This window comes from Roseinatronobacter thiooxidans, from assembly GCF_001870675.1.
GTDB classification, from domain to species: domain Bacteria; phylum Pseudomonadota; class Alphaproteobacteria; order Rhodobacterales; family Rhodobacteraceae; genus Roseinatronobacter; species Roseinatronobacter thiooxidans.
In genome coordinates this window covers 1-26,349 of sequence record NZ_MEHT01000009.1, presented here as the reverse complement: position 1 = coordinate 26,349, position 26,349 = coordinate 1, and the positions used below count along the sequence as shown (strand labels likewise).

25 protein-coding genes, 1 tRNA gene and 1 riboswitch are annotated in these 26,349 nt (G+C 59.4%); of the genes, 12 read left to right on the top strand and 14 right to left on the bottom strand.

Translation table 11 applies throughout. The annotated features are described in order from the left end of the window. Positions 1 to 88: 88 nt before the first annotated feature. The 6 genes from BG455_RS04680 (at position 89) to BG455_RS04655 (ending at position 5,742) form a co-directional block, all read left to right on the top strand. Entirely contained in the window at positions 89 to 1,075 is a 987-nt protein-coding gene (locus tag BG455_RS04680) for an ABC transporter permease (RefSeq protein WP_071468819.1), read from the top strand. A gap of 13 nt (positions 1,076 to 1,088) precedes the next feature. Next, positions 1,089 to 2,030 (top strand): ABC transporter permease, encoded by a 942-nt coding sequence (locus BG455_RS04675; protein WP_071468818.1) that lies wholly within the window; start codon positions 1,089 to 1,091, stop codon positions 2,028 to 2,030. Next, positions 2,030 to 3,022, top strand: a complete 993-nt coding sequence (locus tag BG455_RS04670; RefSeq protein WP_071468817.1) for an ABC transporter ATP-binding protein — start codon at positions 2,030 to 2,032, stop codon at positions 3,020 to 3,022. The genes BG455_RS04675 and BG455_RS04670 overlap by 1 nt, the downstream gene beginning before the upstream one ends. Beyond that, on the top strand, positions 3,015 to 4,019 hold the full coding sequence (locus BG455_RS04665; RefSeq protein WP_071468816.1) for an ABC transporter ATP-binding protein: 1,005 nt from the start codon (positions 3,015 to 3,017) through the stop codon (positions 4,017 to 4,019). Before BG455_RS04670 ends, BG455_RS04665 begins: the two co-directional genes overlap by 8 nt. A gap of 194 nt (positions 4,020 to 4,213) precedes the next feature. Further along, complete coding sequence (gene msrP / locus BG455_RS04660) at positions 4,214 to 5,137, top strand: protein-methionine-sulfoxide reductase catalytic subunit MsrP (protein ID WP_071468815.1); 924 nt, start codon at positions 4,214 to 4,216, stop codon at positions 5,135 to 5,137. A 14-nt stretch (positions 5,138 to 5,151) separates the two neighbouring features. Further along, entirely contained in the window at positions 5,152 to 5,742 is a 591-nt protein-coding gene (locus tag BG455_RS04655; RefSeq protein WP_170124680.1) for a protein-methionine-sulfoxide reductase heme-binding subunit MsrQ, read from the top strand. Between the two features lie 29 nt (positions 5,743 to 5,771). Here the strand turns inward: BG455_RS04655 and BG455_RS04650 are convergent, their stop codons facing one another. Further along, entirely contained in the window at positions 5,772 to 6,548 is a 777-nt protein-coding gene (locus tag BG455_RS04650) for a 23S rRNA (adenine(2030)-N(6))-methyltransferase RlmJ (protein ID WP_071468813.1), read from the bottom strand. A 237-nt stretch (positions 6,549 to 6,785) separates the two neighbouring features. Here BG455_RS04650 and BG455_RS04645 point away from each other — a divergent pair, with 237 nt between their 5' ends. Together BG455_RS04645 and trpE are read left to right on the top strand one after the other, a co-directional pair. Beyond that, positions 6,786 to 8,645: a peptidylprolyl isomerase gene (locus BG455_RS04645; protein ID WP_084386134.1), complete on the top strand. Its 1,860-nt coding sequence runs from the start codon at positions 6,786 to 6,788 to the stop codon at positions 8,643 to 8,645. Positions 8,646 to 8,651: 6 nt separating this feature from the next. Beyond that, entirely contained in the window at positions 8,652 to 10,178 is a 1,527-nt protein-coding gene (trpE, locus tag BG455_RS04640; protein WP_071468811.1) for an anthranilate synthase component I, read from the top strand. Positions 10,179 to 10,214: 36 nt separating this feature from the next. Here the strand turns inward: trpE and lysM are convergent, their stop codons facing one another. From lysM to BG455_RS04615, 5 genes are all read right to left on the bottom strand, one after another. Further along, the gene (gene lysM, locus BG455_RS04635) at positions 10,215 to 10,646 is read right to left on the bottom strand and encodes a peptidoglycan-binding protein LysM (RefSeq protein WP_071468810.1); all 432 of its coding nucleotides are present in this window, start codon (positions 10,644 to 10,646) and stop codon (positions 10,215 to 10,217) included. A gap of 111 nt (positions 10,647 to 10,757) precedes the next feature. Beyond that, positions 10,758 to 13,598: an aminomethyl-transferring glycine dehydrogenase gene (gene gcvP, locus BG455_RS04630; RefSeq protein WP_071469118.1), complete on the bottom strand. Its 2,841-nt coding sequence runs from the start codon at positions 13,596 to 13,598 to the stop codon at positions 10,758 to 10,760. Between the two features lie 100 nt (positions 13,599 to 13,698). Beyond that, positions 13,699 to 14,058: a glycine cleavage system protein GcvH gene (gene gcvH, locus BG455_RS04625; protein ID WP_071468809.1), complete on the bottom strand. Its 360-nt coding sequence runs from the start codon at positions 14,056 to 14,058 to the stop codon at positions 13,699 to 13,701. Positions 14,059 to 14,070: 12 nt separating this feature from the next. Then, a complete protein-coding gene (gene gcvT / locus BG455_RS04620; RefSeq protein WP_071468808.1) occupies positions 14,071 to 15,210 on the bottom strand; it encodes a glycine cleavage system aminomethyltransferase GcvT in 1,140 nt (379 codons plus the stop codon). Between the two features lie 134 nt (positions 15,211 to 15,344). Further along, positions 15,345 to 15,438: riboswitch (glycine riboswitch) on the bottom strand. Between the two features lie 68 nt (positions 15,439 to 15,506). Beyond that, entirely contained in the window at positions 15,507 to 17,486 is a 1,980-nt protein-coding gene (locus tag BG455_RS04615; RefSeq protein ID WP_071468807.1) for a bifunctional 2',3'-cyclic-nucleotide 2'-phosphodiesterase/3'-nucleotidase, read from the bottom strand. A 229-nt stretch (positions 17,487 to 17,715) separates the two neighbouring features. On the opposite strand from BG455_RS04615, the gene nudC reads away from it, so the two are divergent. The 4 genes from nudC to BG455_RS04595 all read left to right on the top strand — a co-directional run bounded on the left by nudC (position 17,716) and on the right by BG455_RS04595 (position 20,124). Further along, on the top strand, positions 17,716 to 18,657 hold the full coding sequence (nudC, locus tag BG455_RS04610; RefSeq protein ID WP_071468806.1) for an NAD(+) diphosphatase: 942 nt from the start codon (positions 17,716 to 17,718) through the stop codon (positions 18,655 to 18,657). 104 nt (positions 18,658 to 18,761) lie between these two features. Next, positions 18,762 to 19,430: a CDP-diacylglycerol--glycerol-3-phosphate 3-phosphatidyltransferase gene (gene pgsA, locus BG455_RS04605; RefSeq protein WP_071468805.1), complete on the top strand. Its 669-nt coding sequence runs from the start codon at positions 18,762 to 18,764 to the stop codon at positions 19,428 to 19,430. Further along, the gene (gene moaD, locus BG455_RS04600; RefSeq protein WP_071468804.1) at positions 19,427 to 19,678 is read left to right on the top strand and encodes a molybdopterin converting factor subunit 1; all 252 of its coding nucleotides are present in this window, start codon (positions 19,427 to 19,429) and stop codon (positions 19,676 to 19,678) included. Before pgsA ends, moaD begins: the two co-directional genes overlap by 4 nt. A 2-nt stretch (positions 19,679 to 19,680) precedes the next feature. Next, the gene (locus BG455_RS04595) at positions 19,681 to 20,124 is read left to right on the top strand and encodes a molybdenum cofactor biosynthesis protein MoaE (protein WP_071468803.1); all 444 of its coding nucleotides are present in this window, start codon (positions 19,681 to 19,683) and stop codon (positions 20,122 to 20,124) included. A 124-nt stretch (positions 20,125 to 20,248) separates the two neighbouring features. Here BG455_RS04595 and rplA read toward each other — a convergent pair whose 3' ends face one another. From rplA to BG455_RS04555, 8 genes are all read right to left on the bottom strand, one after another. After that, a complete protein-coding gene (gene rplA, locus BG455_RS04590; protein ID WP_071468802.1) occupies positions 20,249 to 20,947 on the bottom strand; it encodes a 50S ribosomal protein L1 in 699 nt (232 codons plus the stop codon). A 4-nt stretch (positions 20,948 to 20,951) separates the two neighbouring features. After that, entirely contained in the window at positions 20,952 to 21,404 is a 453-nt protein-coding gene (gene rplK, locus BG455_RS04585; protein WP_071468801.1) for a 50S ribosomal protein L11, read from the bottom strand. A 114-nt stretch (positions 21,405 to 21,518) separates the two neighbouring features. Further along, positions 21,519 to 22,052, bottom strand: a complete 534-nt coding sequence (gene nusG / locus BG455_RS04580; RefSeq protein ID WP_071468800.1) for a transcription termination/antitermination protein NusG — start codon at positions 22,050 to 22,052, stop codon at positions 21,519 to 21,521. Positions 22,053 to 22,233: 181 nt separating this feature from the next. Continuing rightward, on the bottom strand, positions 22,234 to 22,431 hold the full coding sequence (gene secE, locus BG455_RS04575) for a preprotein translocase subunit SecE (RefSeq protein ID WP_071468799.1): 198 nt from the start codon (positions 22,429 to 22,431) through the stop codon (positions 22,234 to 22,236). 89 nt (positions 22,432 to 22,520) lie between these two features. Then, on the bottom strand, positions 22,521 to 23,420 hold the full coding sequence (locus BG455_RS04570; RefSeq protein WP_143079877.1) for a hypothetical protein: 900 nt from the start codon (positions 23,418 to 23,420) through the stop codon (positions 22,521 to 22,523). Next, positions 23,393 to 23,468: transfer RNA gene (locus BG455_RS04565), tRNA-Trp, on the bottom strand. The genes BG455_RS04570 and BG455_RS04565 overlap by 28 nt, the downstream gene beginning before the upstream one ends. Before the next feature lie 39 nt (positions 23,469 to 23,507). Continuing rightward, positions 23,508 to 24,191, bottom strand: coding sequence for a CatB-related O-acetyltransferase (locus BG455_RS04560; protein WP_071469117.1), 684 nt, complete (start codon positions 24,189 to 24,191; stop codon positions 23,508 to 23,510). A 219-nt stretch (positions 24,192 to 24,410) separates the two neighbouring features. Next, positions 24,411 to 26,261, bottom strand: coding sequence for an ABC transporter ATP-binding protein (locus tag BG455_RS04555; RefSeq protein ID WP_071469116.1), 1,851 nt, complete (start codon positions 26,259 to 26,261; stop codon positions 24,411 to 24,413). Positions 26,262 to 26,349: the final 88 nt, after the last annotated feature.

Genomic DNA, 26,349 nt, shown 5'->3' with positions numbered 1-26,349 from the left:
GACCTGTCTGCCCGCGCGGGATACGCCGCGCGGGCATGCTTTAGGGCAGGAATGCTGACCATTCTTGCAAGCCTTCAGGGGGTTCCGCATGACTGCTTTTATTTTGCGCCGTCTGGTCCAGTCCGTCATCGTCATGCTGACTGTGGCGCTGGTGGCTTTCGCGCTGTTTCGCTTTGTGGGCGATCCCATCGCCTCTATGGTGGGTCAGGAAACCACGCTGGCCGAACGCGCCGAATTGCGGGCCGCTTTGGGGCTGGATGACCCCTTTCTTGTACAATTCTGGAATTTCGTCGCCCGCGCCGCAACGGGGGATTTTGGCATCTCTTACCGCTTGCAACAGCCGGTGATGGAACTGATCCTGTCGCGCCTGCCTGCCACGTTGGAGCTGGCGTTGGTTTCTGGCATTCTGGCCTTTGTTTTCGGGGTTGGGTTTGGCGTGTATACCGCACTGCGCCGTGGTGGCTGGGCATCCAGCACGATCATGACTGTCTCGCTGATCGGTGTGTCGCTGCCGACCTTTCTGATCGGTGTGCTGCTGATCTGGGTGTTCGCGGTCGAGTTGCAATGGCTACCCTCCTTCGGGCGTGGCGAGACAGTGTATATCGGCGATTGGTGGCGCACAGGGTTGCTAACCGAATCCGGTCGCGCCTCTCTCATCCTGCCTGCGATCACGCTGGGGCTGTACCAGATGACGCTGATCATGCGCCTTGTGCGCGCCGAGATGCTGGAAGTGCTGCGCACCGATTACATTAAATTCGCCCGCGCGCGCGGGCTGTCAAACCGCGCCGTTAATTTCGGCCATGCGCTGAAAAACACGCTGGTGCCCGTTATCACCATTACCGGCTTGCAGATGGGCAGTATCATTGCCTTCTCGATCATCACCGAGACGGTGTTTCAATGGCCCGGTGTTGGCGCGCTGTTCATCAATTCGGTCCGCTTCGTCGATGTGCCGGTGATGGCCGCTTACCTTATGCTGATCGCGCTGGTCTTTGTGGTCATCAACCTGATCGTCGATCTGCTGTATTATGCTGTCGATCCGCGCCTGCGCGTGGACCGGGCCAATGCGCGCCACTAAGGGGGAAACCACCATGAGTGACATCATCAAAAAGCCCGAACCCGGACGCTTTGCGCGCGCGTGGGATAGCGATATTGCCTATTCCTTCCGCAAATCGCCCTTGGCGATTGTCGCGGCGGCCGTGTCGCTGCTGATCATTCTGGCGGCCATCTTCGCGCCGTGGATCGCCCCGCACGACCCGTTCAACCCCGCCACGCTGAACCTGATGGACGGCTTCACCCCCCCGATGGAACCGAACCAGTTTACCGGCAACACCTATTGGCTGGGCACTGACAATCAGGGCCGCGATGTCTTCTCGACCATCCTGTATGGCGCGCGAATCTCGCTGTTTGTGGGCTTCATGGCGGTGGCCTTTGCCATGGTTCTGGGCATCACCCTGGGGCTGATTGCGGGCTATCGCGGCGGCTGGATCGATAGTCTGCTGATGCGGGTGGCTGATGTGCAGCTGACCTTCCCTTCAATCCTGCTGGCGCTGCTGATCTTCGGCGTTGCGCGCGGCTTCATCCCACCCGCCTACCGCGAGGCGATGGCGATCTGGGTGCTGATCGTGGCGATTGGCCTGTCGGAATGGGTGCAATATGCGCGTGTTGTGCGCGGGGCCACGATGGTGGAGAAAAGCAAGGAATATGTGCAGGCCGCCCGCGTGATTGGCGCGCATCCTGCCAAGATTCTGATCCGCCATATTCTGCCCAATGTCATGGGGCCAGTGCTGGTGATTGCCACGATTGGCCTTGCGTTGGCGATCATTGCCGAAGCCACGCTGTCTTTCCTTGGGGTCGGTGTGCCCTCCACCCAGCCCAGCCTTGGCACGCTGATCCGCATTGGCCAGGGGTTTCTGTTCTCGGGTGAATGGTGGATTTTGCTGTTCCCGTCCCTTACGCTGCTGGCGCTGGCGCTGTCGGTCAACCTGCTGGGTGACTGGCTGCGCGATGCCCTGAACCCGAGGTTGCGCTGATGAAACCGCCAATTCTTTCTGTCCGCGATCTGGTGGTGGAATTCCCCACCCGCCGCGGCACCCTGCGCGCGCTTGACCATGTGTCCTTTGACATAGCCGAGGGCGAGGTTCTGGGCATGGTGGGCGAATCCGGTGCGGGCAAGTCGCTGACGGGGGCCGCAATTATCGGCTTGCTGGAACCACCGGGGCGCGTGGCATCGGGCGAAATCTGGCTGCGCGGGGAACGCATTGACAACCTGCCGCGCGAGAAGATGCGGCGCATCCGTGGCCGCCGGATTGGCATGGTGTTCCAAGACCCGTTAACCAGCCTCAACCCGCTTTATACTGTGGCCGAGCAACTTATCGAAACCATCCGCACGCATATGGACGTGTCCGACAAAGAGGCCCGCACCCGCGCAGTTGCCCTGCTGGACCGTGTGGGCATTCCCGCCGCCGCGCGCAGGATTGACGACTACCCGCACCACTTCTCTGGCGGGATGCGCCAGCGTGTGGTGATCGCGCTGGCGCTGGCTGCAGAACCCGAACTGGTTATCGCGGATGAACCCACCACTGCGCTGGATGTGTCGGTGCAGGCCCAGATCATTGATGTGCTGAAAGAAATCTGCGCCGAACGGGGCGCATCGGTCATGCTGATCACGCATGATATGGGTGTGATCGCCGAAACCGCCGACCGTGTAGCGGTGCTCTATGCAGGGCGTCTGGCCGAAATCGGGCCTGTGCGCGATGTGATCCAGAATGCCGAACACCCCTATACAGCGGGCCTGATGGGGTCGATCCCGACGCTGACCCAGACCGCCGCGCGGCTGACGCAGATTCCCGGCTCTATGCCGCGTCTGAATGCCATCCCGCAGGGCTGCGCCTTTAACCCGCGCTGCACCAAAGCATTTGACAAATGCTTTGTCGAGCAGCCCGATCTGATTGCGCGCCCCGATGGGCGGCAAGTGTCTTGCTGGCTGTATGACGCGCAAGAAAAAGAGGTGTCACATGGCTGATGTCCTGCTGTCTGTCGAAGGGCTGACGCGCCGGTTCGATGTCTCCAAACCCTGGCTGAACCGCGTGTTAGAGCGCGAGGATAAACAATTCCTGACCGCCGCAGAGCAGGCCAGTTTCGAGATCAAGCGTGGCGAGACATTCGCGCTGGTGGGCGAGTCCGGTTCGGGCAAATCGACCATCGCCAAGATGATCGTGGGCTTGCTGGAACCCTCTGCAGGGGTGATCCGGTTTGACGGGCAGGATATGGATTTCGCATCCGGCGCGGCCATGCGCACCCTGCGCCGCCGCTTTCAGATGATCTTTCAAGACCCGTTTGCCAGCCTGAACCCGCGTTGGCGCGTGGGCGATATTATTGCCGAACCGATCCGCACCTTTGGCCTGCTGCGCGGCGCAGAGATTGGCAACGAAGTCGGGCGGCTGCTGGATCTGGTGGGCCTGTCGGCGGCAGATAGTGCGAAATTCCCGCATGAATTCTCTGGCGGGCAGCGCCAGCGCATAGCGATTGCGCGCGCGCTGTCCTCGAAGCCGGAATTCATTGTCTGTGACGAGCCGACCTCGGCGCTGGATGTGTCGGTTCAGGCGCAAATCCTGAACCTGATGCGCGATCTACAGGATGAATTCGGCCTGACTTACCTGTTGATAAGCCATGATTTAAGCGTGGTGCGCCATATGGCCAACCGGATTGGCGTGTTGTATCTGGGCCGCTTGGTCGAGGTGGCAGATTCCAAGCGCCTGTTCACCGAACCCCAGCACCCCTATACCAGCATGCTGCTGGATGCGGTGCCAGATCTGGCGCTGTCTGGCCGCAGGCGGATGCCGGTGACAGGCGAAATTCCCAACCCGATCAACCCGCCCTCGGGCTGCACTTTTCACCCGCGCTGCCCCAAGGTGATGGATATCTGCCGCGCTCAGAACCCGCCCGATTTCACCACAGCCACCGGCAGGGCCGCATGCCATTTGCTGGCGACAGAAGTCGCGGCAGCGGAAAAAATCTAGCAACGAAGGCGCGAAAGCAAGTAGGCGCGCGCAAAAGAAGCGTCTTGATCTGGGTCAATGCAGCCAAGCCCCCCTTCAGCGAGGGTGGGCGCGCGGCACATCTGTCAGTCACGCCTTGGGTCGACTCGGACACCGGCACGCAGGACAGATGCGCACTCCCAGATCTGCCCCCAAAAAGGAGCAAAGCCCCGCCAATGGCCCGTTTTTCCTACCCCACCCCTGCATCATCCGAAATCACGCCACAGGCCAGTTTTCTGAACCGGCGCCATCTGTTGGCGGGAATGGGGGCCGGTTTGCTGGCCTATGCGACACCCGGGCGCGGCCAGTCGCTGCCAGCGGTGGCACCGGGGCCTTTTTCCACAGATGAACCGCTGACCTCTTTCGATGTGGCAACGGGCTATTGTAATTTCTTCGAATTTGGCCCCGCCAAAGACGACCCCAGCCAACACGCGCATGCGTTGCAAACCAACCCGTGGTCGATCGAGATTGACGGGCTGGTAGACAACCCCGGCCCGATTGCGATGGAAGACCTGCTGGCGCGTTTCCCGCTGGAAGAACGCATCTACCGCCTGCGCTGCGTCGAGGCGTGGTCGATGGTGATCCCTTGGAACGGCTTTGCGCTGGCCGACCTTCTGGCCCATGTCGGCGTCAAATCCGATGCGCGCTATGTCCGGTTCGAGGCGTTTGACGACACGTCAATCATGCCGCGCGCGGCGCAAGGTTTGCTGGACTGGCCCTATGTCGAGGCGCTGCGTCTGGATGAGGCGACCCACCCGCTGACGCTGCTGGCGGCTGGCATGTATGGCGAGGTGATGCCCAACCAGAATGGCGCGCCCATCCGGCTGGTGGTGCCGTGGAAATACGGGTTCAAATCGATCAAATCGATCAAGCGCATCTCGGTGCTGGCGGAACAACCCATGCCGACATGGCACGAGAAAGCGCCCCGCGAATACGGGTTTTATGCTAATGTAAACCCTACGGTCCGCCATCCGCGCTGGCATCAGGCGACCGAGCGGCGCTTGCATGACGGCACCCGCATCAGAACAGAAATGTTCAATGGCTACGGTGATTTGGTGGCCGATCTTTATGCCGGTATGGATCTGGAAACCCATTACTGATGCAGGCCAGCCGCATGACATCTGTAATCCGCTGGGGGCTTTGGCTGGCCTGTGCCCTGCCGGGGCTGGTTCTGGTCTGGCATTGGCAAACGGGGCAGTTGGGGGTCGTCCCCCATGAGGTGCTGTTGCATCGCACCGGACGGTTTGCGCTTTTGTTGCTGATGGCCACGCTGGGCTTGGGGTTTGTGCAATCGCTTCTGCCATGGCGCCCGCTTTATGCCGCGCGCCGTCCGCTGGGGGTGTGGACATTTCTTTATGCCAGTGCCCATGCGGCTGTCTGGCTGATGCTGGATCAGGGCGGCATTCTGGAATTTGCATGGGCCGAGATGCGCAAGATGCTGCATGTCAAACTTGGGATCGCGGGCCTGCTGCTGATGCTGCCGCTGGCGGTAACTTCGGTCGATATTGCGCCGCGGCTGTTGGGGTTCCGGCTGTGGAAGCGGCTGCATCTGCTGGTCTGGCCCACAGCGCTGGTGGTGATTGCGCATACATGGGTCGTATCGCGGTTTCAAAACCTGCTGGTGATCGGGTTAACACTGGCCATTCTGTTCTTGCTGGCCTCGCGGCTTTATGCGGCCCGCAAGAACATGAAGAAAGCCGCTTAAGGCATTGTTAATAAATATTTTAGAGCGTCTTATAGTGCGCGGATAAAACCATCTACACGCGCGCCTTCCTCTGCCAGACCCCAAGGCGGGTTCAGCACCACCAGCCCCGATCCGGTCATGCGGTGCCCTTCTCGGATAGGGGGAAAAGCGGTTTCCAGAACAACTGCGTCCGGGTGGTCCGCGCAAATCTGCGTCACCATCTGGCGGTGCAGGCCCGCACTCAGAACCGGATACCACAGCAGGATGATGCCGACATTCCATTTGCGGCGGATGCCGGTCACAAAACCCGGCAAAGTGGTGTAGTCCGCCTTCACCTCGTATGACGGATCGATCATCATGACGCCACGGCGCGGGGTCGGCGGGCAGATTGACTGCGCCAGATCGAACCCGTCGCGGCGCTGCACCGATGCCCCCGACCCTGCCATCGTGCTGCGCAAGGCGTTGTATTCCTGCGGGTGCAATTCGGCCAGCGTCAGACTGTCTTGCAACCGCAACAAACTGGCGGCAATCACAGGTGATCCGGGATAGGCCATGGCGCCATGCTGCGCGCGCACCTGCGCCAGAACACGGCCATAGGGGTGGTCATCGCCAAAAAGGCGTGCCGCGCGCAAAATACCTGCCGCCGCCTCGCCCGTTTTTTGCGCCTCGGCTGCATCCAGCGCATAAAGGCCGCGCCCCGCATGGGTTTCAATATAGCTGATCGGTTTGTCTTTGGCTGTCATATAGGCCAAGACCCACGCCAGAAGCGCGTGTTTGTGAACATCTGCCAGATTTCCGGCGTGATAACTATGTTGATAAGACAGCATTCCCGCGCTTTGCCACGCGGCGCGCGCAACATCAATCTACTTATGCGTCAGCACTTGGCAGTCAATCGCCTGTCTTGGCGGTGAAACCACGCAGAATGACTTGATCTTGCAGCGCAACAATATGACAGGCACATAGCCCACTGCGCAAAACTTGACCCGTGACCGCTTGCCCCCGCCCGTGCCTTTGCATACACACACAGACAGATTTTCCTGATCACGACATATAAGAGAGATGGCATGGCCAAGACACAACCGAAGAAGAAAATGAGCGCCAAGAACATTGCCGCAGGTTTTCTGATGGCCCTGCTTGCGCTTAGCCTTTTGGGGTTTGGGGTTGAAGGGTTCGGCGGACGGTCGCAGAATGTGGCCACTGTCGGGGATCGAAACATCTCTGCCAATACCTATGCCCGCGCACTGCAAAACGAAATGCGCGCGCTGCAATCACAGGTAGGTCAGGCGCTGACGATGGAACAGGCGCGTCTGTTCGGGCTGGACCAGAGAGTGTTGGAACAGCTGGTGAACAGCTCGGTTCTGGATAACGAGGCCGCGCGCCTTGGTGTTTCGGCAGGCGATATGACAGTTCAGCGCGAAATCTTGCAGATTGGCGCGTTTCAGGGGCTGGATGGGACTATCGACCGCGAAGCCTATCGTTTTGCGCTGCAAAACGCAGGCATGAACGAGGCAGAGTTTGAAACCTCGATCCGCGATGACGTGGCGCGCAGCATCATGCAGTTGTCTGTTATCAGCGGGGCTGCCGCGCCCGACCAGATTGTCTCCCCCCTGCTGGAGTTTCAGGCTCAGACCCGTGATGTGACGGTCTTGAGCCTAACGTCGGAGGCATTGCCCGAACCTGTGGGCCGCCCCGATGCCACAACCTTGCAAAGCTTCTATGATGCCAATCTGGACCGCTACACCCAGCCCGAGGGCAAGCGCATCAGCTATGCTTGGATCACGCCTGAAATGGTTATCGACACAATCGAAGTCGATGAGGCGATCTTGCGCGAAGCCTATGACGCGCGCCGCGCGCAGTTTTCGCAGCCAGAGCGGCGGTTGGTGGAACGCTTGGTGTTTTCCGATCTCGACAGCGCCGAGGCAGCGATTGCCCGCATCACTGCGGGTGACATAACCTTTGAGGGGCTTGTTGCAGAACGCGGGTTGGATCTGGAAGATACCGATATGGGCGATGTCACCCGCGCCCAGCTTGGCGCAGCCGGTGATCTGGTGTTTGAACTGGCAGCCCCCGGTGTGGCAGGCCCTGCCGAAACCTCGCTTGGGCCAGCCATCTTTCGCATGAATGCAATTCTGTCGGCGCAAGAGGTCAGTTTCGAGGACGCGCGCGACCAGCTGCGCGACGAGCAACTTGCCGATCTTGCGCGCCGCACCTTGTCGGATGATTTCGACCTGTATGAGGATTTGCTGGCGGGCGGGGCTACAGTTGAACAACTGGGCCAGGAAACAAACATGCAGACGGGCCAGATCGACTGGCGCCCCGGTGTGACAGACGGCATTGCCGCCTATGAAAGCTTCCGTGATGCGGCACAGGCGCTGCGCGACGGGGATTTCCCTGAAATCAGGTTCATGCAGGATGGTGGCATGTTCGCGTTGGAATTCCTCGAAGTCCTGCCTGCAACCCCCAGCCCCCTGCCCGAGATCGAGACACAAGTGATCACGGATTGGCAGAATGAACGGATTCTGGAAGGACTGCGCGCGCAAGCCGAACAGCATGCCGCCGCCCTGCGCGGCGATACTGCCGATGCGCCCGAACTGGCCATTGCGCCTGTGCGGTTCGACGGGCTGCGGCGCACCGACATCATGCCCAACCAGCCCCGCGATCTGGTCGCGGCGACATTCGAGATGACACAGGGCGAAGTGCGCATCATTGAAACGGGCAATCGCGTCCATATCCTTGAATTGCACGCCATCAACAGCCCCGATCTGATGTTGGAAGATGTGGCCGATCTGCGCGCGGCATTGGAAATGCAGATCGAGCAGAGCATCGCGCAAGACCTGTTCGGGTATTTCTCGGCCAGTCTGCGGCAATCCACCCCGATCCGCATTGATCAGCCCATGATCGATGCGGTTCAGGCGAATTTCTGACCTGCCATGGCCCAGTTCACACCGGATTTCGCATCGTTCGAGGCTGGCTGGCAGCGCGGTGAAAACCAGCTGGTCTATACGCGTCTGGCCGCTGATCTGGATACGCCTGTATCGCTCTACCTGAAACTTGCCGGTGCCAGCCGTGACAGTTTCATTCTTGAATCGGTCACCGGCGGAGAGGTGCGCGGGCGCTATTCCATTATCGGAATGAAACCGGACCTGATCTGGGAATGCCGCGGCGGCAGCAGCCGGATCAACCGCGATGCGCGCTTTGACCCGCAGGCTTGGTCCTCGCTGGACGGGCACCCGCTGGACAGTTTGCGCGCCGTTCTGGCCGAAAGCCGCGTCAGCATGCCCGACAGCCTGCCTGCGGCCTCGGTCGGGCTGTTCGGGTATCTGGGCTATGACATGATCCGGCTTGTGGAACATCTGCCCGATGTGAACCCGGACCCGATTGATGTGCCCGATGCCGTGATGCTGCGTCCCTCGGTTGTGGCAGTGCTGGACGGCGTCAAGGGAGAGGTGATTGTCGTCTCGCCCGCTTGGGTCGGGTCTGCCCTGTCGGCGCGCGCGGCCTATGCGCAGGCGGCCGAGCGGGTGATGGACGCTGTGCGCGATCTGGAACGCGGTGTGCCACAAGCCCCGCGGGAATTGCGCAGCGACAGCGCGCCGATTGGCGCGCCCGTGTCGAATTTCGCCAAGGCCGACTATCTGGCCGCTGTCGAGAAGGCGAAAGATTACATCCGCGCGGGCGATATCTTTCAGGTTGTCCCCTCTCAGCGCTGGTCGCAGCGTTTCGCGCTGCCGCCCTTCGCGCTGTATCGCTCGCTTCGGCGCACGAACCCGTCGCCCTTCATGTTCTATTTCGACTTCGCCTCTAGTGCCGGGAATTTCCAGATCATCGGGGCCAGCCCTGAAATTCTGGTGCGCTTGCGCGAGGGCGAGGTAACGATCCGGCCCATTGCCGGCACACGCCCGCGCGGCACCACCCCAGAGCAAGACCGCGCGCATGAGGCCGATTTGCTGGCTGATGAAAAGGAATTGGCAGAGCATCTGATGCTGCTGGATCTGGGGCGCAATGATGTGGGGCGTGTGGCCAAGATCGGCACAGTGCGCCCGACCGAGGAATTCATCATCGAACGCTATAGCCATGTGATGCACATCGTCTCGAATGTGGTGGGCGAGTTGGCCGAAGGGCAGGATGCGCTGTCTGCGCTTCTGGCGGGCCTGCCCGCAGGCACTGTGTCAGGTGCGCCCAAAGTGCGCGCAATGGAAATTATTGACGAGTTGGAACCGGAAAAGCGCGGAGTCTATGGCGGCGGTGCTGGCTATTTTGCTGCCAATGGCGAGATGGACATGTGCATCTGCCTACGCACTGCCGTGTTGAAAGACGAGACATTGTATATTCAGGCGGGCGGCGGCGTGGTCTATGACAGCGACCCAGATGCGGAATATGAAGAAACCGTCAACAAATCCCGCGCCCTGCGCCGCGCTGCCGAAGATGCGGGCCGCTTCGCAGGCGGCAACAGCTAAGCGAAAAGCCCGAAGCTTGCGCTTCGGGCTTTCACATTATTGCGGAATGCGCAAAACCTGTCCCGGATAAATCTTGTCCGGATGCGACAGCATCGGGCGGTTTGCCTCGAATATCTCGTTATAGCGGTTGGCATTGCCCAATGTCTTTTTGGCAATCGCAGACAGATTATCGCCCTTGACCACAGTGTGAAACACAGGTTCCGGCCCTTCAGACACTTCTGCCTCGACTTCGGCGACGCCATCGATATTGCCGACTGCAAGGATGATCTTTTCTTTCATCTCGGCGCTGACAGCATTGCCTTCGACCACAACCTTGTCGCCTTCGACCTTGATCTCGACACCCGAGGAATCCAGTCCCAGATCTGCCAGTTCCTGTTTCAACGCGTCAGCTTCTGGTGTGGCGGCTTCGGCCTTGCCACTGCTAAAGATTTTCTTTCCTGCCGATTTTGCAAATGACCATAATCCCATAGAACAAACTCCTGTACTGAAAACGCTCTTTCAAGCGCCATCTTTGTGCAGGCAATTTGCACTCAGGGCAAGGCCAAGAATGGGCCGGGGCCTGTGCCCCGACCCGTCTGTTTATTCTGCCGCTTCTGCATAACTTTCAACAGGCGGACAGGTGCACACAAGGTTGCGGTCGCCATACACATTGTCCACCCGCCCGACTGGGGGCCAGTATTTGTCGCCGCGGAAACTGGCAGGCGGGAAACAGCCCTGTTCGCGCGAATAGGGGCGGTCCCAATCTGCGATCAGGTCTTCAACAGTGTGGGGCGCGTGTTTCAACGGGTTGTTTTCCGCATCAATCTCGCCCGTCTCGACCGCGCGGATTTCCTCGCGGATCGAGAGAAGTGCAGTGATGAAGCGGTCAATCTCGGCCTTATTCTCGGATTCTGTCGGCTCTACCATCAGGGTGCCCGAGACGGGCCAACTCATGGTCGGGGCATGGAAGCCATTGTCGATCAGGCGTTTTGCGATGTCGTCCACGGTGATGCCCGCCTCGGCAAAGGGGCGGGTGTCGAGGATGCATTCATGCGCGATGCGCCCCTTATTGCCCATGAACAGAATTTCATAAGCCCCCGACAGCCGCGCCGCGATGTAATTTGCATTCAGAATGGCAACGCGCGTGGCCTGTGTCAGCCCCGGCCCACCCATCATCAGGCAATAGGCCCAAGAGATCAGCAGGATCGACGCAGACCCATAGGGGGCTGCCGATACCGGGCCTTCGGCCCCGCCCAGTTCCGGATGCCCCGGCAGGAAAGGGGCCAGATGCGCCTTGACCCCAATCGGCCCCATGCCCGGCCCCCCGCCCCCATGCGGGATGGCAAAGGTCTTGTGCAGGTTCAGGTGAGAGACATCGCCGCCAATCTCCCCGGGTTTGACCAGCCCGACCATGGCATTCAGGTTTGCCCCGTCGATATAGACCTGCCCGCCATGCTCATGCGTGATGGCGCAAACCTCGCGCACGGTTTCTTCAAATACCCCATGTGTGCTGGGATAGGTGATCATGCAAGCCGCCAGCCGGTCGCCCGCTTTCGCGGCCTTGTCGCGGAAATCTTCCAGATCGACATCGCCATTGGCCGATGATTTCACCACGACAACATGCATGCCGCACATCTGCGCGCTGGCAGGGTTGGTGCCATGCGCCGACACGGGAATCAGGCAAATATCCCGATGTCCCTGCCCCCGCGCACGGTGATAGGCCTGAATTGTCAGCAGGCCCGCATATTCGCCCTGCGCGCCCGAATTGGGCTGCATCGACATGGCGTCATAGCCCGTAATCTCGCATAGTTTGGCTTTCAGGTCGGAAATTGCCTCGGCATAGCCCAAAGCCTGATCGGGTGGGCAGAACGGATGCAGGGACGCAAAAGCGGGCCAGGACAGCGGCATCATTTCAGCGGCTGCATTCAGTTTCATCGTGCAAGACCCAAGCGGGATCATGGCGCGATCAAGCGCAAGGTCACGGTCTGACAGGCGGCGCATATAGCGCATCATTTCCGTCTCGGCGCGGTTCATGTGGAAAATCGGGTGGGTCAGGTAATCGCTTGTGCGGATGAACTGGTCCGAGAAGCCCAGATCATTGCGATGAGGCGGCACGCCTTCAATGCCAAAGACGCGCAACACCCGTAGCAGCACCTGTTCATCTGTCGTCTCATCCAGCGAGATGCCGACATGGGCGGCCCCGATCTTGCGGAAATTCAGCCCCTCTGCGCGGGCGGCAGCCAGAATGCCCGCCTGCCCCACGCCAACCTCGACTGTGATCGTGTCAAAAAATTCTTTCACAACCACGCGTGCGCCCGCATCGTTCAAGGCGCGATAGAGGCGCTGCGTCAGGAAATGCACACGCTCGGCAATGGCGCGCAGCCCTTTCGGGCCGTGAAACACGGCATACATCGACGCCATGACGGCCAGAAGCGCCTGCGCAGTGCAGACATTGCTGGTGGCCTTCTCGCGGCGGATATGTTGTTCGCGCGTTTGCAAGGACAAGCGATATGCCTTGTTGCCGCGCGAATCGATGCTGACACCGACCAGACGACCGGGCAGCGCGCGCTTGTAGGCATCGGCACAGGAAATAAAGGCCGCATGAGGGCCGCCATAGCCCATCGGCACGCCAAAACGCTGCGCGCTGCCCACCGCAATATCTGCGCCGATAGCACCGGGTTCGCGGATCATGGTCAGCGCCAGCAAATCGGTGGCCATGATGGCAATCGCGCGGGCGGAATGCAGCGCATCTACTGCGCCTGTGAAATCCTGCAAGTCGCCATAGGTGCCGGGATACTGGAAAATCGCCCCAAAGACCTTGTCCGCCTCCAGCGCTTGCGGGTCGTCGATGATCACCTCGATCCCTAACGGGGCCGCGCGGGTCTGCATGACAGCAATGTTCTGCGGGTGGCAATTCTTGTCGATGAAAAACGCCTGCGCCTTGGATTTCGCCACGCGCTGCGCCATGACCATCGCCTCGGCGCAAGCGGTCGATTCGTCCAGAAGCGAGGCATTGGCAACCGGCAGGCCCGTCAGATCTGCCACCATGGTCTGGAAGTTCAGCAGCGCTTCAAGCCGCCCTTGGGCAATTTCGGGCTGGTAAGGGGTGTAGGCGGTATACCATGCGGGGTTTTCAAAGATGTTGCGCTGGATTGCGGGCGGCGTGACAGTGCCGTAATAGCCCTGCCCGATCAGCGAGGTCATGACCTTGTTCTTGGCCCCAACAGCGCGCAATTTCGCCAGCAACTCGCCCTCGGACAAGGGTGCCCATGTCAGCGGGTCTGCCTGCCGCAAATCTGCCGGAATGGTCTGCCCGATCAGCTGCTCTAGCGTGTCACAGCCCAGTTCGGCCAGCATGTCGGCCATTTCTTCGGGTGTCGGGCCAATATGGCGGCGATTGGCGAAATCATAAGGATTATAGTCGCTTGGGGTATAGGTCATCATGCACCTTGTGGTTGCCACAGATCAGTCGCAAAAGGGCAAGCAGCCCATGCATCCCGCGACGCGGGGCGCGCATGGGTGCTGCATTGCCCTGTCAGGTTCAGCCCAGAAAATCTTTGTATTCGTCCTCTGTCATGAAATCGTCGAGTACGCGCAGATCATCGAGCTTCATCTTGAAAAACCACGCATCGCCTTGCGGGTCTTCGTTCACCAGTCCGGGATTGTCGCTCAGGGCCTCGTTCACCTCGACAATCTCGCCATCGACAGGGGCCAGAATATCGGATGCTGCCTTGACCGATTCGATCACGCAGACCTCGTCGCCTTTGGCGACTACGGCCTCGATCTCGGGCAATTCCACGAACACCACATCGCCCAATTGCTCGGCGGCGTGTTCGGTGATTCCCACGACCACAACATCGCCATCAATGCGCAGCCATTCATGTTCTTCAGTGTATTTCATCAGAAACGCTCCTCAGCGCTTATAGGTGGATGGACGGAATGGAAGATCACAGACAGTCACAGGCAGGCGCTTGCCCCGCACCTCGCCCCACAGGGGGGTTCCGGTGGATGCATGCCCGCTGTCAACATAGCCCATTGCAATGGGCGCACCAAGAGAGGGGCCAAACCCGCCAGAGGTCACACAGCCAATTTTTTGCCCCCCCTCTGACGCATCCCAGATTTCTGTTCCTTCGCGCATGGGTGCGCGGGTCTGTGGGTGCAGGCCGACACGCAGTTGCGCGGGGCCATCGGCCAGTTCCGCCAAGATACAATCAGCCCCCGGAAAGCCCCCTTCCCGCGCGCCGCCTGTCCGGCGGGATTTCTGGATCCCCCAGACAAGCCCCGCCTGCACCGGACTGGTGCCCGTGTCTATGTCATGGCCATACAGGCACAGCCCCGCTTCCAGCCGCAGGCTGTCGCGTGCGCCAAGCCCGATGGCTGCCACCTCGGGCCGGTCCAGAAGCAGGCGCGCGAAATCAACCACGGTGGTGGCGGGTACAGAAATCTCGAACCCGTCCTCGCCCGTATAGCCCGAGCGTGAAATCCACAGCGCGCCGAACAGCGTGTCAACCGACAGCACATCCATAAAGCGCATGGCGCGCACATCCGGCACCAAAGCGGCCAGCGCGGTTTCGGCCTGCGGCCCCTGCAATGCCAGCAAGGCGCGGTCGGTCACAGGCTGAACCTGCGCCACATCCGCAAGATGGGCTTTCATATGGGCAATATCTTCGGCTTTGCACGCGGCATTCACCACCATGAACAGATGATCGCCACGATTGGCAAACATCAGATCATCCAGAATGCCGCCCTGTGCATTGGTAAACATCCCATATCGCTGGCGCCCCTCGGCCAGACCAGACACCGCAACCGGCATCAAAGCCTCTAGCCCTGCTTCCAGCGCGGCCATGTCATGCTTGGGGGTCAGGATCACTTGGCCCATATGGCTGACATCAAACAGGCCAGCATGGGCGCGGGTGTGCAAATGCTCGGCCATAACACCCATCGGGTATTGCACGGGCATGGAATAGCCCGCAAAGGGCACCATTTTCGCGCCAAGTTCCAGATGCAGCGCATGTAGCGGGGTTTGCTTTAATTCGGTCGAGTGCTCTGACATAGCGCCCCTGTCAATCTGGCCATATGGCCGGGTTCATGAATACGGCTTTCGCCGCTTGCCATGCCCCCTCTGTCCTTGACGCCTGAGATCGCTATCCCTTCGGCGGACGCTTGCGCGCCTCTCTCCAGAGTCTGTTACCCCAACCGGTCCTTTTGCCTGAGAGTTTACCGGGGCGGTTGCTCCTTCGGCCCTGATGCAACCGCATCAGCGTCTCCCGTGTTCGAGTTTGTCTCTGCTATCGGAAATCACCACGCTCTGGCAAGCGTTTTTTCTGCGCTTGCGCAATAGCGACATTCCTAATCATCCAGCGACGAAACCGGCCTGTTTTGCACGCCATAGGCCGCGTCAAAACACAGTTTCACCCGCATGAACCCATCGCGGTCCACGCCCATAACCTCGGGGTTGAAATCTGCGATCAGGTCAAGATGGGCATGCGCGGCAATGCTTGTTCGCAAAACCGCCGATGTGCCCGCTTCGGTTGCAAAGCGAAACGGACCTTGCGCCGAGATGCTAAGCGGGGAATGGGCACTGACATAATTGCTTAGGACATCGCGGATAATCGCGGGATGGTCCAACACAATACTGTCCTGCCCAGAGCCTGCGAACCCGCCTGCCCCCTGTGCGCGAAAGCTGTTGGTGCACAAGATGAAATCGGCGGTCATGTCCAAGGGCTTGCCATTCCATGTGACATTGCGAATGCGCGAAAAGGACGGGTCGATTTCGTCACCATTGGCGGCAAATCGCGCAGGTGCCATCAGGTCAACCGTATAGTCCAGCCCATAGATAATTTCAAAATTATAGCCCGGAAATGCAGGGTTCATCAAACTCTGCTCTGGCGCGTCGGGTGTAAGCTGCTGGAATGCCGATGCCGCACGTTCCAGCCACAACACCACATCAGCCCCTGTCAGCCGACATGCCGCAACACGGTTGGGGAATACATACAAGTCTGCCAGCGAACGCAAGGTCAGCAAGCCCGCCTCGATATTGGTGAAATTTCGCGCCCCCCCCAGCCCGCCAACCTTGGAGGGCGAGACCGAAGACAGCAGCGGCAATGTGCTGTATTCGGTGTCTTCCAGATGCTCTGCCACAAATTCTTTTTGGGCAGCGGCCACCAGTTCTGTCGCGGCATTGCGCCCCAGATAGGCAAAGAAACTGTTGATCGCAGTGTCAGACAAGCCAATCGGCTGTCGGATTTTGCCCAATACCGCATCATGAGCAGAGGATACAATTTTGCGCACTGCGGGGCTCAGAATGGGGGCCTCACTCTCGCGCATCAGAGGTTGCGCAAAATACAGCGACGCATCGCGCAGGGCGCGTGTGGTGACGCGGGTATCCACCACATGCCACTTGCCCCCGTCTTGCAACAAGGTCATGTCAACCAGCCCCAGATGCGAGCCGAAAAAACCGCTCATGACAGTCGGGGTGCCCCAGATCGTGCCCCGCTCTATATCGACGCCGGGAATTTTGGCAAAAACGGGTGACGGGAAAACCTGATGGCTATGCCCGCTCAGGATCAGGTCAACCCCGTCCAGACGTGCAATCGGAATTACGGCATTTTCCATGAATTCGCGGTGGCGGCTGTCACCTATGCCCGAATGGGCCAGAACCACAATCAGATCCGCCCCCGCTTCGCGCATCTCGGGAAGCCACGCCTTGACCGCCTGAACCATGTCGCGCGTCTGGATGCGCCCGTCCAGATGCTGGCGTTCCCACAAGGTGATCTGCGAAGGCGCGACTCCGATCACACCAACGCAAATCGCCCGAGACTGCCCCGAACGGTCCAGCACATCGCGCGTAAGCAAGCGATAGGGCCGGAAAAGATGTTGGTCATTGCGCGGTGACCTGCCTGCTTTGCGCAGGATATTGGCAGAAACAGTCGGGAAATTGGCCTGCGCCATAGATCCCATCAAAAATTCAAGGCCATAGTTGAATTCATGATTGCCCAGTGTAATCGCATCATAGCGCAGCGCGTTCATTGCCGCGATGACAGGATGCGCATCTCCCGCGCGCAGGCCCTTGTCATAGGCAAAGAAATCACCCACCGGCGTGCCCTGAAGAAAATCGCCATTGTCAAACAGCAGACAATTCGGAACTTGCTGGCGGGCGTGGTCTATCAATTCGGACAGGCGTGCCAATCCAAGGTCAGGGTTCGGACAATCCGCATAGTAATCATACGGGTGCAAATGGACATGAAGATCCGTCGTTTCCATGATCCGCAAATCAACAGCAGCGGAAATTTCTTGGCTACGTTCAAAAAAACTTAAATGCTGTGTCATGTCGCTCTGCATACCGTTACATTAACTCTCCCTTAAACTTAACCGCAGACAGGGTGGTTTTTGGTCCAAAACATGGTGATTATGTGTCAATTCGCTTGGGCCGCAATGGGGAAAGCCTACGACAGGCAACACATGCACACAACCAAAGAGTGTAGCTTGCAGACCCAAAGCGATTGCTCTCAAAGGAAAAAGCTGCAAAAGCAGCTTTATTGCAGCAACAGGGGGTAACATGCGCTTTGCCTTTGGCGATGCGTGGCAGTCACGCAACGCAACCTATCGGACAGACCCCTCCGCCCTGTCTGCAAGCCTGAATGACCCCCAAACCCGCATCCTGCCCATCTGGCGCGGCAAGCCGCATCTGGGGGGTGACGGGTTAAGCTGGGCTACAGTTACAGACCCGATCCTTGCGCATGCGCGCCAGCCTTACCTGTATCTTGGCCAAGATGGGAACGGCGATGTATTTGCGGCCGATATATCTGGCTGGGAACCAGATGTGCTGGATCGCGCCGCTTTGGCCATGTTCACCGATACCAGTATCCAGATCCATCCAGATGCCCCGAAAGGGGCCTATTTCGGCGAATTGCGTCTGGCCATGATGCAACTGCCCCGCATCGAGGCAGCCTTTGCCGCCACAGCGCGCGCTTTGTTCAACTGGCACCGGACACATCGCTTCTGTTCCGCCTGCGGCCAACCAACCCAAAACGCCGCTTCCGGATGGGAGCGCGTCTGCACCACCTGCGCGGCCAAGCATTTCCCCCGCACCGACCCTGTCGTGATCATGCTGGTCACCCATGGCAACAGCCTGCTTCTGGGCCGCTCTCATGGCTGGCCAGAGCGGATGTATTCGGCACTTGCAGGGTTCATCGAACCGGGCGAGACACTGGAAGCCGCCGTCGCACGCGAAGTCTCCGAAGAAACCGGCATTCAGGTGCGCGATATCCGCTATATGGCCTCGCAACCCTGGCCCTTTCCCAACTCGCTGATGTTCGGGTGTATTGCACAGGCGCAAAACACAGACATAACACTTGATGACGAGCTGGAAGATGCGCAGTGGCTGTCGCGCGAAGAGGTGCTGCTGGCATGGACCGGCGCGCACCCTTCCGTGCTGCCCGCGCGCAAAGGCTCTATCGCGCATCACATGATCGGGCAATGGCTGGCGGGGCGGGTCTAGGCGGCGCGCCGCTGCCTAGACAGAAAACTTGCATTCCAAACCCCGTCTTTTCAGGTTAACACCATGACATGCGCGACAAGACCTCTCGAAACGGAACCCCCACAGTGCGATGGACTCTCCCGAATATTCTGACAGTCATACGCCTGCTTGCAGCGCCGGGCGTGGCGGTCATGTTTTTGTATTTTCACCGCCCCTGGGCGGACTGGTTCGCGCTGGTGCTGTTTGCCCTCGCGGCCATCACAGATTTCTTCGATGGGTATCTGGCACGCGCATGGAAACAGGAAAGCCGCCTTGGCGCGATGCTGGACCCCATTGCCGACAAGGCCATGGTAGTGATCGCGCTTCTGGTCATCACGGGCTATTCCGGCATGGACCCGTGGCTAATTCTGCCAGCCACTGCGATTCTGTTTCGTGAAGTTTTCGTCTCGGGCTTGCGGGAATTTCTGGGCGACAAGGCCGGGCTGTTGCAGGTCACCAGACTGGCGAAATGGAAAACAACCGCACAGATGACGGCGATCGCCATCCTGTTTCTTGCCATGGGGCTGGAATATGTCCGGGAGGCAAGCTTCCTGCGCAGCCATGCAGAGTTGATTGCCACGCTTAGCGATATCGGCACACAAGATGTCAATGTCGTGGAACTTGCGCAATTCGGTGGCAGCACAGTCTGGAACCTTGGCCTTGCCCTGATCTGGATTGCGGGTATCCTGACCCTGATCACGGGCTGGGATTATTTCCGCAAGGCAAAACCCTATCTGAAGGATGACATCACATGACCCTTGAGATCCTCTATTTCGCTTGGGTGCGCGAACGTATCGGTGTGCCCCGCGAATCGGTGGAAACAAACGCTGCCACTGTCGCCCATCTGCTGGCCGAACTCAGCGCGCGCGAAGACCGCTATGCGCTGGCATTCTCCGACCTCTCCGCGCTGCGGGTCGCGATTGATCAGGATCTCGCCGATTTCGACAGCCCCTTGGCAGGCGCGCGCGAGGTGGCGATCTTTCCCCCCATGACAGGCGGTTGAAGATGGTGATCCGTGTTCAGGCCGAACCTTTCGATTACGGTCAGGAATGCGCAAGCTTCGCGCAATCCAGCAAGAATTCGGGCGCAATTGTCACGTTTTGCGGCATTGTGCGCGACAATGATGATGCCAGCTTGTCCATCATGCAGATCGAGCATTACCCCGGCATGACCGAACGCGCACTCTCCCGGATCGCGGATGAGGCGCAGCGCCGCTGGGCCTTGGAAAGCTGTCTGATCATCCACCGCTTCGGCGCCTTGCGCCCCTCTGAGCAGATCATGATGGTTGCCACTGCCGCGCGCCATCGCAGCGATGCCTTTGCAGCCGCCGATTTCCTGATGGATTACCTCAAATCCCGCGCGCCGTTCTGGAAAAAAGAAATTACGGCAAACGGGTCGGAATGGGTCGCGGCCAAAGCTTCGGATGAAGAAGCTCTCACACGCTGGTAGCATTTTCTTGCGATAAATACTCTGGGGTGAATTGGGCCAAAGGCCCAAGAGGGGCAAAGCCCCTTCCCACCACTATCACGCAAAAAGGGCGGCTCTCGCCGCCCTTTTTTCAATTTGGTTACACTTAGCCTTGTGTTGCGCTGGTCACATCAACCGAGACGCCAGGGCCCATGGAAGAGCTGATCGAGACGCCCTTCAAATAAGCGCCTTTTGCGCCCGATGGCTTCGCTTTTGCGACAGCATCAACAAAGGCGCGCAGGTTCTCTGCCAATTGGGCCGCATCGAAAGATGCTTTGCCAATACCGGCATGCACGATCCCGGCTTTCTCGGCCTTGAACTGGACCTGACCGCCTTTTGCGCTTTTCACCGCTTCGGCCACATCCATCGTCACTGTGCCAACTTTGGGGTTGGGCATCAGGTTGCGCGGGCCAAGGATTTTGCCCAGACGCCCGACGATTGGCATCATGTCCGGCGTTGCGATGCAACGGTCGAACTCGATCTTGCCGGACTGGATGGTTTCCATCAAGTCTTCAGCGCCGACAATATCAGCACCTGCGGCTGTCGCTTCATCTGCTTTGGGGCCGCGTGCAAAGACGGCAACGCGCACTGTCTTGCCGGTGCCGTTTGGCAGGATCACCACACCGCGAACCATCTGGTCTGCGTGGCGCGGGTCAACACCCAGATTCATCGAGATTTCGACTGTCTCGTCGAATTTTGCCGTTGCATTGGCTTTTACCAGATCCAGCGCCTCTTCGACACTCAGGTTCTGTTTGCCAGCAAAGGCTTCGCGGGCGGCTTTTGTCCGTTTTCCAACTTTCGCCATAACCTTACCCCTTCACCTCGATACCAATCGATTTGGCCGAACCAGCAATGATCTGCATGGCGGCTTCGACGGTGTTTGCATTGAGGTCCTTCATCTTGGCCTCGGCGATTTCGCGCACCTGTTTGGTGGTGACAGTGCCTGCCGTGGTGCGGCCAGGTGCCTCAGAGCCACGCGCGCGGTTGCGTTTGCCCACAGGCTTCAGGCCGGCTGCACGCTTGAGATACCAAGACGCAGGCGGCGTCTTCAGGTCGATCGTGAAGGATTTGTCCTGATAGTAGGTAATCACGGTTGGAATTGGCGCGCCCGGCTCCAGTTCGGCGGTGCGGGCGTTGAATTCTTTGGTGAACATCATGATATTGATGCCGCGCTGGCCCAATGCGGGGCCAACAGGTGGGGACGGGGTCGCTTTACCCGCCGGAATTTGCAGCTTCAGCTGCCCGATTACTTTCTTGGCCATCTGGCCTCTCCTTTTTTCACCTCACCCCCTATTGCACGCGTGCAGGGGGCTGTCTGCGGTTTAGTGGTCGGGCAAGGTCCAAGCGCGCCTGGCCTGCCTCCCACACACATCACATCAGATGTCTTTCGACACCTGTGTGAATTCCAGATCGACCGGGGTTGCCCGGCCAAAGATCGAGACCATCACCTTCAAGCGGCTTCCTGCCTCGTCCACTTCCTCGACCAGACCCGAGAATCCCTCGAAAGGTCCGTCATTAACTTTAACCTGCTCGCCCACCTCAAAATGAATCAGGGTGCGCGGGGCTTCCTCGCCTTCCTGAACACGGTTCAGGATCAGGTTCACTTCCTCATCGCGCATGGGCATGGGCTTGCCTTGGGTGCCCAGAAAGCCTGTTACGCGGTTGATAGAGTTGATCAGGTGATACGCCTTCGCGCTCATCTCCATGCGCACCAGCACATAGCCGGGCATAAAGCGACGCTCTGACGTGACTTTCTTGCCGCGGCGCACCTCGATCACTTCTTCTGTCGGAACCAGAACTTCTTCGATCTGCTCTTCCAGATTTGCCTCTGACACCGCAGTGCGAATGGCCTCGGCCACTTTCTTTTCGAAATTCGACAGAACGCTTACCGAATACCAGCGCTTGGCCATGTTTCCCATCTTTCTGCTCTTCTCCGATGCGCGATGCACCGGCCTGTCAGGTCTTCGCCGTGAAATGGCGATCTTGCCTGTCAGAAGGTCAAAACAAACAGCGCACCGACTCGGTGCGCTTTTAGGGTGCATTACAGGCAGCGACAGGGGTTTTCAAGCCCCGTCACAATGTGCCCTTGCCCTAATTGAATATTCCAAGAAGACCCGACAGCCCGGTACGGATCAGCAGGTCCACAAGGAAGAAGAAAATTGCCGTCAGCGCGGCCATGATGAGCACCATAATAGTGGTCACCAGCACTTCGCGCCGTGTGGGCCAAGTGACCTTGGCGGTCTCGGCACGCACTTGCTGCATGAACTGGAAGGGGTTGGTCTTGGCCATGCGACATATCCTTTTGCTTGCCCCGGACATACGCAGCCGCTGCCCCGGTTTCAAGCAACTTTTAAGGACTTGTTGCGCCTGTGCCGATGTCACAGTGTCAGACAGGTGACATCGGCCCATTTTCGCAGCCGGTCCCAGTCTGTGTCATACTGTGCGCGCGACTGCGCCACACAGGCGGGCGAGAAGGGCTGAAGCGGCGGATAACGAAGGGATTTCGGAAACAGCCGCATCTGTTGGCGCACAGTTCTTTTGGGGTCGCGCGTGGGGTCTTTGGCCAGCAGCGCCTGCGCTTGAACCAACGCCTGCGCTGATACGCCAGTCAGTTGTGGTGCGGCGGATTGCGCCAGCAACGGCCCCGCATCGGGCAGACCCAACAGCGCGCTGCCAAGTTTCGGGGCAAGGCGCGGGTAATCTTCAAAGCGCCACAGGATGATCCGCGCAACTTCGGCGCAGTCCAGCAGGCGGGCAACCATATCGGACCAATGCAGCGCCAGCGGCTCGATGCCCGAGATAAACCCGTCAAACGGGGTGGGCCGCCCCGCCATGGCCTGATGGCCATGCGCCGAAATCAGAAATGTCAGCGGGTCGCGCACAGACAAGGCCAGCGTGACCTGCGCGCATCCCAACCGCGCAAGAAACGCTGAAACGCGCGCGGCGGCTTGGGGGTATAGCGTCCCACCTTCGGCAATAAAGGGCGGGCACGGACGTCCGAGGATGTTTTCATCCGACACCAGCACATGCTGGCCTGCATCATGGGCCGTTGCAACGATCTGGTCCAATCTGGGGGGCTGATTGCGTACATCGCCCAAGGCGGCAGAAGCGGTGCGCCTGCGCAAAATATCCGGCCCGATATAACAGCATCCCACCACTGACAGATCAGCCCTATGCGCCAGCAGTGTTTTCTGAAAATGGGTGCTTGCGGTTTTATGTGCCCCGATATGAAGCACCACCGCCGCCGGACTGGCAGGGGCAGAGGGACTCGAACCCACGACCCTCGGTTTTGGAGACCGATGCTCTACCAACTGAGCTATACCCCTAGTCCGTGGGCGCAGGGTTATGCCAGCGTCCGCCCAAGATCAAGAGGGAAAACACGCATCATTCCCCGCGACATCTGCGGCTGCCGCCACCAACATCGCCAGATCCGCCCCGCAGATTGCGGCCTGATGGCGCATGATATGCGCGATCGGCCAGTCCCACCAGCGAATCGCCTGCAAATGTGCGACAACCTCGGGGGCAAACCGCGCCCGCATCTTTTGGGCGGGATTGCCTGCAACGATCTGGTAGGGCGCGACACTGCCGCCCACAACCGCACCCGCCCCGATGATTACCCCATCCCCGATTTGCGCGCCCGGAAGTATCCGCGCGCCCTGCCCTATCCAGACATCATTGCCGATAACCGTGTCGCGCCCGGCTTCGGGCATGGATGTATCGCCTTCGAATTCACGGTGGAAGATTGCGAAAGGGTAGCTGGAAAACCCGTCATAGCGATGATTGGCCGAGGCGGTGATAAAGCGCACCGAATCTGCGATCTGGCAGAATTTCCCGATAATCAGCCGCTCTGGCGCGAAGGGGAACAGATAGGGTGCCAGATATCTGGCCCAGTCCTGCGGGGCAGATTCGGAACTGGCATAGGTGTAATCCCCGATCTGCCAGCGGGGGTGGTCGATCACATTGCGCAGAAATACTGTGTCAGGATGTATGCGCCCATCGGCAAGAATAATCGGGTATGAGATATTGGGGGCCGGAAAGGACGGGGGCATCGACAGCTCCGAAAAAGAACAGAACAAAGCAAATTCGGACCAAGCAACCCAATTCGCTGCAGATTTGATCCAAAACAATGCTCTTTATTGGCAGAGTTGCATATTCTGTGCAATTCCAAAGCCCGCAGCGCGGCGCAGAAAAGCGAAGCGGCGCGATGACCGTCAAGGCAGCCCCCTGCCGCGCGCCCGCCATGGCCGCGCGCAATGCTCTTTTGGCGATCAGTTCTCGATCAGGAAGCCCCCGGATTGCCGCGCCCACAGGCGCGCATACAGCCCTCCTTGGGCCAGCAATTCCTCATGCCGTCCCTGCTCGATGATGCGGCCTTCATCCATCACCACAAGCCTGTCCATTGCGGCAATCGTAGACAGCCGGTGCGCAATCGCGATCACGGTTTTGCCGTCCATCAGGCGGGTCAACTGCGCCTGAATCGCCGCCTCGACTTCGCTATCAAGGGCCGATGTGGCTTCATCCAGTATCAGGATCGGCGCATCTTTCAGGGCCACGCGCGCTATGGCAATGCGCTGGCGCTGTCCGCCCGAGAGTTTCACCCCCCGTTCGCCCACATGCGCATCCAGCCCGCGCCGGCCCTGCGCATCTGCCAGATCTTCAATAAAGGCGCGCGCCTCGGCCAGATCGGCAGCGGCCCAGATTTCATCTTCGCCCGCCTCTGGCCGCCCATAGGCAATATTGTCGCGCACAGAGCGGTGCAAAAGCGCTGTATCCTGCGTCACAACGCCAATGGCCGCGCGCAGGCTTTCTTGGGTGACTTGCGCGATATCCTGCCCGTCAATCCGGATCTGCCCCTGATTGACATCATAAAACCGCAACAGCAGGTTCACCAATGTTGACTTGCCTGCACCCGAGCGCCCCACAAGCCCCACCTTCTCGCCCGGGGCGATACGCAGGCCAAGCCCATCCAGCACCGCAGGTTTCTTGGCCGCAGCCCCTTCATAGCGGAAGGTCACGGCGTCAAACTCTACCGCCCCCTGACGCGCCTTTAGGGGCTTTGCATCCGGCGCATCCGTGATCTGACGTGGCAGCGACAGGGTCGAGACGCCATCGCGCACTGTGCCGATATTTTCAAACAGCGCGGCAAATTCCCACATGATCCAATGCGACATATTGCCAAGGCGCAGCGCCAGCGGGATGGCCACAGCCAGCGCGCCCAGATCGATCCGCCCTTGCAGCCACAGCCACAAGCCCAGCCCTGTCACCGCCGCCGTCAGCAACGCATTAATCAGGTTCACCCCGATATCTTGCAAAGCCACCAGCCGCATCTGCCGGTGGACGGTTTGCAAAAACCCGTCCAGCCCCTCGCGCGCATAGGCTTCTTCGCGGGCAGAATGGCTGAACAGTTTGACAGTTGCGATATTGGTGTAGCTGTCCACAATCCGCCCCGTCATCTGCGCGCGCGCATCTGCCTGCGCTTGCGACACACGCCCCAGCCGCGGCACGATCACCCATAACAGCCCGCCATAAGCCAGCGACCACACCAAGAACGGCAGCGCAAGGCGCGCATCCTGTGTGGCTGCAAGCCATAATGTGCCGATGAAATAGGCGCTGATATAGACCGCGACATCCATCAGCTTCATGACGACTTCGCGCACCGAAAGGGCCGTTTGCATCAGCCGCGTGGCAATCCGGCCTGCGAATTCATCCTGAAAATACCCCATCGACTGGCCCAGAATCCAGCGATGTGCCTGCCAGCGAATGCGTTGGGGGAAATTGCCCATGATCGCCTGATACATGACCAGCGCCCCGATCACCGAGATGACCGGCAAGGCCACCAGCTGCAAACCGGCCATGCCCATCAGGCGGGAAAATTCGGCGTCCAGAAACCGCTCTGGCCCCAGTTCCGTCATCCGGTTCACCAAAGTGCCCAGATAGCCGATCAGAATGATCTCGATAATGGCAAATAGCGCAGACAGGCCGGACATGGCCAGAAGCCATGGCAGCAGCGGGCGCGCGAAATGGGCGGAAAAGCCCCAAAGCGTGGCGGGCGGCTGGGTTGGCGCGGCGCTTGGATAGGCGTCAATTTGCGACTCAAAGCGCGAGAATAGCTTGTTCATAAGGGCCTCAACCATGCAAAAGGGGCGTGCATCGCCTGCACGCCCCCTGCAAGTTCAAGGCGTAAAGGCTTGATTACTCGATGATTTT